A 6,962-nucleotide genomic window follows, 5' to 3' on the forward strand; every position below is an offset into this window, starting at 1 on the left:
ACACTACCAATTGCCCGGGCGGGCTCGGTGAACATGATGGTAGTTTCGGAGCCGACCCGACACACGGAAGGTGCCGATCATGAGTCTCGATGACCTGACAGCGTATGCATGGGTGGTCTGGCTCGGCCTCATCCTCGTGTTCCTCGTGATAGAGATCTTCACGGTCGACTTCACGTTCCTCATGATCGCGGTCGGCAGCCTCGGGGGCCTCGTCTCGTCGCTGTTCGGAGTGCCGTGGCTGTTCCAGCTCGTCATTGCCGGGGTCTTCTCGATCATCCTGATCTTCGCCGTTCGCCCTCCCCTGCAGCGGGCTCTGCGCCGTGGCGAGGATCCGACCAAGAGCAACATCAGCGCGCTCATCGGGCTGACCGGCACCGTGGTCAGCGGGTACGGCGGCTCCATCGACCACGTCAAGCTCTCCAACGGCGAGACCTGGACCCTTCGCACGACCGACGGACATGCTCCCGCCCTTGGCGAGACGGTCGTCGTGACGGCGATCGACGGTGCGACCGCGGTGGTCGCGCCCATTGAAAGGACTGCACCATGAACGACGGCAATCTCATCGGAACGGCGTTCCTGGTGATCCTCGCGATCATCGTCGGCATCTTCGTTCTCTCGATTCTGTTCCGCTCGATCCGCATCATCCCGCAGGCCACGGCCGGTGTGGTGGAGCGCCTCGGGCGGTACCACAAGACTCTGCAGCCCGGGCTCAACATCCTCGTGCCCTTCATCGACCGTGTGCGACCGCTCATCGACATGCGCGAGCAGGTCGTCTCGTTTCCGCCGCAGCCGGTGATCACCGAGGACAACCTTGTCGTCTCCATCGACACCGTCGTCTTCTTCCAGGTGACCGATGCGCGAGCCGCGACCTACGAGATCGCGAACTACCTCGGTGCTGTCGAGCAGCTGACGACAACGACCCTCCGCAACGTCGTGGGTGGCCTCAACCTCGAGGAGGCCCTGACCAGTCGCGACAACATCAACGGCCAGCTGCGGGTGGTCCTCGACGAGTCCACCGGCAAGTGGGGCATCCGCGTCGGGCGCGTCGAGCTCAAGGCGATCGATCCGCCCGTCTCCATCCAGGACTCGATGGAGAAGCAGATGCGAGCAGAGCGTGACAAGCGTGCGCAGATCCTGACGGCAGAGGGAACCAAGCAGGCGGCGATTCTCTCCGCTGAGGGATCCCGTCAGGCGGCCATCCTCGAGGCAGAGGGTGACGCGAAGGCACAGGTGCTCCGCGCCCAGGGCGAGGCCGAGGCGATCGAGACGGTCTTCAGCGCCATCCACACCGGTGACCCCGACAGCAAGCTGCTCGCCTACCAGTACCTCCAGATGCTTCCCAAGATCGCCGAGGGCGAGGCGAACAAGCTGTGGATCATCCCGAGCGAGCTCACCGAGGCGCTCAAGGGAATCTCCAGCGGCTTCCTCGGTGGTCTTGGCGGAGACCACAAGGCACCGCCCAAGTAGCAATGGCGAAGCCGTACTTCGCGCTGCCGAGCCCCCGGGTGTTCGCACACCGGGGGCTCGCGCTAGCGCCGGACGGCAGCCCGGCGGCTCCGGAGAACACCCCGGCCGCCTTCACGGCGGCGCTCGCCCTTGGCGTGGACTACATCGAGACCGACGTGCATGCCAGCAGCGACGGTATCGCCGTCGTCAGCCACGACCCGACGCTTGACCGGGTCTCCGCCTCCGTTGGGCGCGTGAGCGACTACACGCTGGCCCAGCTCGAGGGTGTCGACCTGGGAGGCGGGCAGGGCTTCCACTCGCTTTCGGCCGTGCTCGCTGCCTTCCCCGAGACCCGGTTCAACATTGACATCAAGTCGCTGGATGCTGTGCAGCCGACCGTTGACGCCATCCGTGCTGCACACGCGACCGGCCGCGTTCTCGTCACCTCGTTCAGCGAGGCGCGGCGCCGAGCCGCCGTGCGGCAGCTGCCCGGCGTTGCCACCTCGCCGGGGGCGGCTCGCTTCGCCGTCGCCCTTCTTGCCGCGAAGATCGGGCTGACACCCGTTGTGCGCTGGGTGCTTCGCGATGTCGACTGCGTGCAGGTTCCCATGGCACATCTCTGGCTGCGAATCACCACTCCCCCGGTGATCGCTCGACTGCATGCGGCAGGTGTCGAGATCCATGTCTGGACCATCAACGACGAGGCGACGATGACCCTCCTGCTCGACCTCGGTGTCGACGGCATCGTGACCGACCGCGCCGACGTAGCGATGGCCGTGGTCAGCGCCCGCTCCTAACCAGTCGCTGCAGCGGTCGGCACCGAATCGAGACTGACGGTTTGCTGTGAATGGCGACGTCGAGCGTGGGGTTTGAAAGCTTTTGCCCAGCCTATGGGTTTATAACTTTGAATGAATCGCGATCAAGAGGGGGCCACACGATGGCAGACCGGAGTTTGCGCGGCATGAGACTGGGCACCCAGAGCTTACAGAGCGAAGAGGGTGTGGAGTTTTCTCCGCGAAAGAGAAGTACCTACCGCACGGCATCAGGCACGACCTTCGAGGTTGTCTTCGCCGCCGATGCAGAGATCCCGCAGACCTGGGAATCTCCGAAGAGCGGTGAGGAGGGCTTCCTTCTCGACGCCGACGGCGAGCCGGTCGAGCAGGTGGCTGTCGAGCAGAAGATTCCGCGCAGCCACTGGGACATGCTGCTGGAGCGCCGCACACGCGCGGAGCTGGAGGAGCTGCTGCAGGAGCGCCTCGATTACCTCCGTGCTCGCCGCGGTCAGCAGAAGATCGGCGCCTAGGCCCCGACCGACTACGTGCGAAGCCCTCGTGTGAGTCCCCAGCCGGTGACGCGCACGAGGGCTTCTGTCACGATGCCCGCATGCATCTTCGATCGACCGGTCTCACGCTCGACGAACGTGATCGGGTGCTCGACGACCCGCCCGCCGGCTCGCTCCAGCCGCCAGGCGAGTTCGACCTGGAAGCAGTAGCCCTGCGATGACAGCGTTTGCGTGACGAGCTGCGCGAGGGGAGCCGCCCGGTAGACGCGAAAGCCGGCGGTGATGTCGCGGATGCGCGAGCCGAGCACGACACGCGAGTACCAGTTTCCGCCGCGCGAGATCGCCTGTCTGATCCACGGCCAGTTGCGCACCGAACCGCCGGCCACCCAGCGCGACCCGATCACGAGGTCCGCCCCTGACCGGGCAATGCCGAGCATCGCTGGAAGCTCCGACGGGTCGTGGGAGCCGTCGGCATCCATCTCTGCGATGTAGTCGTACCCTCGCTCGAGGGCGATCGCGAAGCCCGCGAGGTAGGCAGCGCCGAGTCCGCCCTTGGAGTCACGGTGCAGCACGCTGACAGCGGCGTCGGTGGCGAGGCCGTCGGCGATCGCTCCCGTGCCGTCGGGGCTCGAGTCGTCGACGATGAGGATGTCGGCCGACGGAATCGCGGTGCGGGTTCTCGCGACTACAGCGGCAATGCTCTCCGACTCGTTGTACGTAGGAATCACCACAAGGAGCTCAGGCACGGCCGCGGCGCCCCCTGAGCCCGGCGAGCAGCAGCACGGCAAGCCCGAAGCCGCTCACAAGCCATTCGAGCTGGCGACCGCCCATGACCGCCGGAGTGATCGTCGAGCTTGTGGGCACGTCGGCAACCATGGCCCCCGCGGTGTACCACTCGAGCTGGTCGATCGTGGTGCCGTCGGCGAGCATAATGGCGCTCGTGCCGACGGTGGAGATGTTGACGACGCTGCGACCGAGCTCAAGGGCCCGCACGCGCGCGATAGCGAGCTGCTGCACGCTCTCGTCAGTGCGGCCGAAGTCGGCGTTGTTCGACTGCGCGAAGATCACCTGAGCGCCGTCCTCGACGCTCTCGGTCATGAGCTGGTCATCGACGATGTCGAAGCAGATGTTGACGCCGACGATGACATCGCCGAGGTCGAACACCGGATCGGTGACGCCAGGGGTGTACTCCCGTTGCACCAGGTCGATCAGCTCTGGTGCGAACGGCCGCCAGAACGCACGGTCGGGAATGTACTCGCCGAACGGCACGGGGTGCCGCTTGTCGTACTTGTCGACGGCTCCCTCCCCCTCGATCCAGAGCAACGAGGAGTTCCACGTCGTGTCGCCTGAGGATGTGATGGCCCCGGTGACCACGGGCGCGTCGAAGCGGTCTGCGACTATGTCGAAGATGTAGGCCGCATACGGATCGACCGTCGGGTCGATGTCTGTGCCGCCCTCTGGCCACAGCACGACGTCGGCCTCCTCGCCCTCGATCGCCTCCGTCGCCTCGAACTGGGCACGCAGAAGGTCGCCGTACTCGCGCTTGTCGAGGTACGCGGCCTTCCCGTTGCCTTGAACGGCCGCGACCCGGATGCTGCCATCGGCCACCACAGGAAAACCGGGCACCGCGATCAGCACCGCGGCAATCGCGACCGCCATTGTTGCGAGCACGAGGCGCCGCCCTGCCCCGACGCGGACGGACTCGATAACGAAAGCAGTGAGAGCGACCATGACGAAGCTCACCCCGCTGACCCCGAGCCAGGGGAAGAGCGATGAGAGGGCACCCTCCGACTGCGAGAGGGCTACCCTGCCCCACGCGAACCCGCCGTACGGCCAGACAGCCGCGATGGCCTCCCGTGCCGTCCAGAGACCACCCACGACCGCGGGCAGCAGGACGAGTCGACCACCGGTGGTGCCCCAGCCGCGGGGCACCCAGCGGTAGGCCAGCGTGATGAGCAGCGACCCGACAGCGAAGAACAGCGACTCGAGGGTGACGAGGGCGATCATCGGCAGCACCTCGCCGAGAAACTCCGTCGCCCACGAGATGTGGATGAGGTAGAACGACAGGCCGGCGACGAGGCCGACGAGGAGGCTTGCCCACGCGGATCGACCGATGAGGGTCACGAGCACGACCGCGATACCGACCAGCGTCAGCGGCCACAGGTACTTGTCGGGAAATCCAGCGTCGAGCACCGGACCCGCTGCGGCGGCGATGAGGAGAGCTGCCCAGAGTGGCAGCAGCGGGCGGGTCATCGTGTGAGCCTAATTGACCGAGGAGTATGCGACGATTCCGCGGCGAATCGAGTCGAGCGCGACGCGTGCGGTGACGCCGACGGGCGCATCGGCGACGACGGAGAGCTGGTCGAGCAGGTCGATGGTCTGCTTGGTCCAGCGCACGAAGTCACCCGCCGCGAGGTCTGCCTGTGCGAGCACCGCCGTGAGCCGGCCGCCCCGCGACCACTGGTACATCGCGAGGCAGAGTCCGGTCGCGAGAGGCTGCGTGCCCGGGAGCCTGTTGTCGCGCTCGAGGTCGTCGAGACGGCTCCACAGGTCACCCGTCGCGTCGAAGGCCTCGCGGAACCTGCCATGCGGGAGATTGCGCTCGTCGGTCTGGCCCTCGTCGCGGCGTGGCTCGTAGACCAGCGCGGCGGCCATCGCCGCGAGGGCCGGTGCGTCGAGGTCGTTCCAGAGACCGAGGCGAAGCGATTCTGCGACGAGCAGGTCGCGTTCTCCGTAGATGCGGCGCAGTATCCGCCCTGAGGGTGCTAGCGAGACCACGCCCTCGGTGCTCTCGAGGTAGCCGAGAGCCATGAGCACATCGGTGACACGGTCGAAGATGCGTGCGACGGCACCGGTGCGGCTGCGGATGTCCGCCGTCAGCTGGTCGGACTGCTTCTTGAGCTTGAACCAGCGCTCGGCCCACCGCGCATGCTGCTCGCGGTCAGGGCAGTCGTGGCATGGGTGCTGCTTGAGCCGCCGTCGCAGCGCTGTCAGCTGGTTCTGGCGTCGCTCCCGCTGGCCGCGGCTCTCGACATCCGCGCGACCCGCTCCCTTTCGCTCCAGATCGCTGAGCTCTCGACGAATCGCACCGTACTCACGGAAGTCGCCGAGATGGCACTCCATCGACTTCGCATACCCGTCGAGGCTCTCCTGGTACTGACGCACCTTGCGGGCGAGATCGACGACGGCACGGTCGGCCTGGAACTGCGCGAAGCTCGACTCGAGGATCTCGCGCGTGGTCTCGCGCCCGAACTGGTCGATGAGGTTCACTGCCATGTTGTACGTGGGCTTGAAGCTGGAGTTCAGCGGATAGGTGCGCCGGCTCGCGAGGGACGCGACGGCGTGCGGGTCGAGACCGTCGCTCCACTGGATGACGGAGTGCCCCTCTGTATCGATGCCGCGGCGGCCGGCGCGCCCGGTGAGCTGGGTGTACTCCCCCGGCGTGATCGGCACGCGCGCCTCGCCGTTGAACTTCTCCAGCTTCTCGAGCACGACCGTTCGCGCCGGCATGTTGATGCCGAGCGCGAGCGTCTCGGTCGCGAAGACCACCTTCACCAGCTTCTTCTGGAAGAGCTCCTCGACCACCTCCTTGAAGGCGGGAATCATGCCGGCGTGGTGAGCGGCGATTCCGCGCTCGAGTCCGTCGAGCCACTCGAAGTAGCCGAGGGCTCCGAGATCCTCGTCGGCGAGCGTTGCCGTTCTGTCCTCGACGATGCGGCGGATCTCATCGCGCTCGTGCTTCTGGGTGACGCGAACACCCGTATGGAGGAGTTGGCGCACCGCGGAGTCGCAGCCGACGCGGCTGAAGACGAAGAAGATCGCGGGAAGAAGGTTGCGCTCCTCCAGGATCGCGGTGACGGAGGCGCGGTCGAGCTTGCCCTGTTCCCAGGCGCTGCGCTGCGGCTGGGGCCGACCGCGCTTGGGGCCCGACCGACCGCGGTCGTACTGGTTTCTGCTCGCCCCCGCCGTCATCCTCGCCAGCTCTGGGTTGACGCGGTTGGTCACTGCGGCAGGGTCACTCGTATCGAGGCGGTCGAGGCCGGTTGCCGTGTCGAACAGGTCGATGAGGCGGCTCTTGGGCAGCACGTGCTGCTCGAGCGGAACGGGGCGTTCCTCCGAGACGATGACCTCGGTGTCTCCGCGCACGGCCTGCAGCCAGTCGCCGAACTCCTCCGCGTTGGAGACGGTCGCGCTCAGCGAGACCATCCGCACGTTCTGCGGCAGGTGGATGATG

The 6,962-nt window shown here is 66.6% G+C and carries 7 protein-coding genes; 4 read left to right on the forward strand and 3 right to left on the reverse strand.

Going from position 1 to position 6,962, the window contains the following annotated elements; all coding sequences use genetic code 11:
• The first annotated feature begins 79 nt into the window (after nucleotides 1-79).
• The 4 genes from AC14A7_RS13360 (at nucleotide 80) to AC14A7_RS13375 (ending at nucleotide 2,749) form a co-directional block, all read left to right on the forward strand.
• Nucleotides 80-547: an NfeD family protein gene (locus AC14A7_RS13360; RefSeq protein ID WP_484009855.1), complete on the forward strand. Its 468-nt coding sequence runs from the start codon at nucleotides 80-82 to the stop codon at nucleotides 545-547.
• On the forward strand, nucleotides 544-1,467 hold the full coding sequence (locus AC14A7_RS13365) for an SPFH domain-containing protein (protein WP_484009857.1): 924 nt from the start codon (nucleotides 544-546) through the stop codon (nucleotides 1,465-1,467). The genes AC14A7_RS13360 and AC14A7_RS13365 overlap by 4 nt, the downstream gene beginning before the upstream one ends.
• Before the next feature lie 2 nt (nucleotides 1,468-1,469).
• Nucleotides 1,470-2,243, forward strand: a complete 774-nt coding sequence (locus AC14A7_RS13370; RefSeq protein ID WP_484009859.1) for a glycerophosphodiester phosphodiesterase family protein — start codon at nucleotides 1,470-1,472, stop codon at nucleotides 2,241-2,243.
• A 140-nt stretch (nucleotides 2,244-2,383) separates the two neighbouring features.
• Nucleotides 2,384-2,749, forward strand: coding sequence for an RNA polymerase-binding protein RbpA (locus AC14A7_RS13375; RefSeq protein WP_484009861.1), 366 nt, complete (start codon nucleotides 2,384-2,386; stop codon nucleotides 2,747-2,749).
• Nucleotides 2,750-2,760: 11 nt separating this feature from the next.
• Here the strand turns inward: AC14A7_RS13375 and AC14A7_RS13380 are convergent, their stop codons facing one another.
• From AC14A7_RS13380 to AC14A7_RS13390, 3 genes are all read right to left on the reverse strand, one after another.
• Nucleotides 2,761-3,474: a polyprenol monophosphomannose synthase gene (locus AC14A7_RS13380; protein WP_484009863.1), complete on the reverse strand. Its 714-nt coding sequence runs from the start codon at nucleotides 3,472-3,474 to the stop codon at nucleotides 2,761-2,763.
• Nucleotides 3,467-4,981: an apolipoprotein N-acyltransferase gene (gene lnt / locus AC14A7_RS13385; RefSeq protein WP_484009865.1), complete on the reverse strand. Its 1,515-nt coding sequence runs from the start codon at nucleotides 4,979-4,981 to the stop codon at nucleotides 3,467-3,469. Before lnt ends, AC14A7_RS13380 begins: the two co-directional genes overlap by 8 nt.
• 9 nt (nucleotides 4,982-4,990) lie before the next feature.
• On the reverse strand, nucleotides 4,991-6,962 hold a 1,972-nt coding region (locus AC14A7_RS13390), incomplete at its 5' end, for a DEAD/DEAH box helicase (RefSeq protein ID WP_484009867.1).

Source organism: Conyzicola sp. (assembly GCF_057073975.1).